The organism is Verminephrobacter aporrectodeae subsp. tuberculatae At4, assembly GCF_000193225.1.
GTDB classification, from domain to species: domain Bacteria; phylum Pseudomonadota; class Gammaproteobacteria; order Burkholderiales; family Burkholderiaceae_C; genus Acidovorax; species Acidovorax aporrectodeae.
On record NZ_AFAL01000719.1, the window covers coordinates 1 to 2,570 of the forward strand.

Below are 2,570 nucleotides of genomic sequence, written 5' to 3' on the forward strand. Positions count from 1 at the left end.
GCGCGCACGCCGCTGCGCGACAGGCGCGAGAGCAGGCAGTCGTCCGGCGACACATGCGGCGCGAAGACGCCCGCCGGAATGCCCGATGCGCCCGCGGCAGGCGCGCTGGCCTGGTCCAGCACGCGCACCTGCCAGCCCCGCCGTGCCAGGCTCGCCGCCGTGGCCGCGCCCGCGATGCCGCCGCCGATCACCAGGCATTCGCCGGGCGCTGCGGGTTCTGGCGCGGGTTGGCGCCAGGCGCGTGGCTCCCAACGCGGGGCGTAGACGGCCTGCAGGTTGGCGCGCTTCGGGGGCACGCCGGGAACGCGCGTGACCTCGAAACCGCACTGCGCGAGCGCATCCCGCACGGCGCGGGCGACGGTCCAGGTGGCCAGCCGTGTTCCGCGCCGGCAGCAACGCGCCACCGCCCCGAGGGTGTGCAGATCCCAGATTTCGGGGTTGCACCGGGGGTCGAAGCCGTCCAGATAGACGCAGTCCACGCGCAGGTCTTGCTCGCGCAGCCGGGTCCGCGCGTCGCCCACGCACAGCGTGAGGAGCACCCGGCCTGCGTCGAAGCACAGCCGGTGCACGCCCGGCAGCAGGCCCCACCACTGCCGGTGCAGTTCCTGCGCCAGCGGTACGAGGCCGGAATGGGCGCTCGCGGCCCGCAGCAGGTCAGCGGCGTCCACGGGCCAGGCCTCGGCGGATACGAAGTGCAGCAGCGTGGGACGCTGCGGGTCGGCGCGCCAGGCGGCCCAGGTCACCAGAAAATTCAGGCCAAGGCCAAAGCCGGTTTCCAGAATGCGCCATTGCGCCTGCCCGGCCCAGGCGGCGGGAAGGCCGCAGCCCTGCAGGAAAACCAGGCGGGCCTGATCCAGCCCGCCGTTTTCGCTGCGATAGCGGTCGCCAAAGCGCGGGCTGCAGGGGGTGCCGTCCGCCAGCCAGTCAACGGGTTCGGGCATCGGCGGGGCGGAGCGCTTTCCAGCACTTCACGGCGTTACGTGCTGGGCGGGACATACCCCGCAGCGGCGTCTGCGCCGCCGCCAAAAAAGTGGTTCTCCATCTGGCGGGCCAGGTATTGGCGGGCGCGGGCGTCGGCCAAGTTCAGGCGGTTCTCGTTGACCAGCATGGTCTGGTGCCGGAGCCAGCCCGCCCAAGCTTCCTTGCTCACGTTTGCCCAAATGCGCTTGCCGAGTTCGCCGGGGTAGGGTGGAAGGTCGAGGCCTTCGGCCTCCTTGCCAAGCTTGATGCATTGAACGGTGCGTGCCATGGGGATTCCTGTGTGGGGAGCGGGCAGAAGCCGGGAACTTCAGATTGTTTTGCTATGAAAAACTGAAATTTTATTCGTTCGAGTTTTGGATGATGCCACCCAGAATGCCTTGCGGCGGTGCTTCCCCCGCTCTGCATGCATCTCAAAAAGGCCACCCAATGAACGCTCGCCGCGACTTTATCAAGTTTTCCTGCGCCGCCGCCCTGGCAGGCGGTCTGGCCCTGATGGCCTGGCCGTCGTTTGCCCAGTCCCAGTCCCTGTCCTTGCTGAATGTCTCGTATGACCCGACGCGCGAGCTGTACGCCGAGTTCAACCGGGCGTTTTCCAGGCACTGGAAGGCCAAGACCGGACAGGACCTGAACATCGAGCAGTCGCACGGCGGCTCCGGCAAGCAGGCGCGGTCCATCATCGACGGGCTGGGCGCGGACGTGGCCACCCTGGCGCTGGCCGGCGACACCGACGCGCTGCACAAGCAAGGTGGCTGGATTCCCAAGGATTGGCAAAAGCGCCTGCCGCACAACAGCTCGCCCTACACCTCGACCATTGTTTTCGTGGTGCGCCGAGGCAACCCCAAGGGCATCAAGGACTGGGACGACCTCGCCCGGCCCGGCATCAGCGTGATCACGCCCAACCCCAAGACCTCGGGCGGAGCGCGCTGGAACTACTTGGCCGCCTGGGAGTTCGCCAGGCGCAAGCTGGGTGGCGACGCCAAGGCCAGGGAATTCATGGCCCGGCTGTATGGCAATGTGCCGGTGCTGGACACGGGTGCGCGCGGCGCAACCACCACCTTTGCCCAGCGCGGCCAGGGCGATGTGCTGATTGCCTGGGAGAACGAGGCCCAATTGCTGCAAAAGGAATTTGGCGGCAGGTTCGACGTGATTGCGCCATCGCTCTCCATCCTGGCCGAGCCCGCAGTCACCGTCGTCGACAGGAACGTGGACCGCAAGGGCACGCGCGCCGTGGCCGAGGAATACCTGAAGTACCTTTATTCCGAGGAAGGGCAGGACATCGTGGGCAGGCATTTCTACCGCCCCGCAGTGTCCGAAAAGGCCCAGGCCAAGTACGCCGGGCAGTTTCCCAAACTGAACCTGTTTACGGTGGACGCCGCTTTTGGCGGGTGGGAGAAAGCGGCCCGGGAGCATTTCGCCGACGGTGCGGCCTTTGACCAGATCTACACGCGGAAATAGGCTCCCCTGAGCCGGTTGCGCGTTGGTCCCACGCTGGCCCGGCCAGCCCAGGCTGTTTAAAACGGAATGTCGTCGTCCATATCGTCAAAGCCCGACGCAGCGCGGGGCGCTTGGGCTGCGGGCTCAGGGCGTTG

General features: G+C 67.5%; 3 protein-coding genes and 1 pseudogene. 1 reads left to right on the forward strand and 3 read right to left on the reverse strand.

Annotated features, from left to right (window positions below):
• Both mnmC2 and VTU_RS0120565 read right to left on the reverse strand, forming a co-directional pair.
• Positions 1 to 941 (reverse strand): tRNA (5-methylaminomethyl-2-thiouridine)(34)-methyltransferase MnmC2 (gene mnmC2 / locus VTU_RS0120560; protein ID WP_010108126.1); only part of this gene is annotated, 941 nt, incomplete at its 3' end.
• A 35-nt stretch (positions 942 to 976) separates the two neighbouring features.
• A complete protein-coding gene (locus tag VTU_RS0120565; RefSeq protein ID WP_010108127.1) occupies positions 977 to 1,249 on the reverse strand; it encodes an oxidative damage protection protein in 273 nt (90 codons plus the stop codon).
• A 158-nt stretch (positions 1,250 to 1,407) separates the two neighbouring features.
• Here VTU_RS0120565 and VTU_RS0120570 point away from each other — a divergent pair, with 158 nt between their 5' ends.
• A complete protein-coding gene (locus VTU_RS0120570) occupies positions 1,408 to 2,436 on the forward strand; it encodes a sulfate ABC transporter substrate-binding protein (RefSeq protein WP_010108128.1) in 1,029 nt (342 codons plus the stop codon).
• Positions 2,437 to 2,492: 56 nt separating this feature from the next.
• Here the strand turns inward: VTU_RS0120570 and VTU_RS35605 are convergent.
• Positions 2,493 to 2,570, reverse strand: a pseudogene (locus VTU_RS35605) (single-stranded DNA-binding protein); the annotation flags it as partial.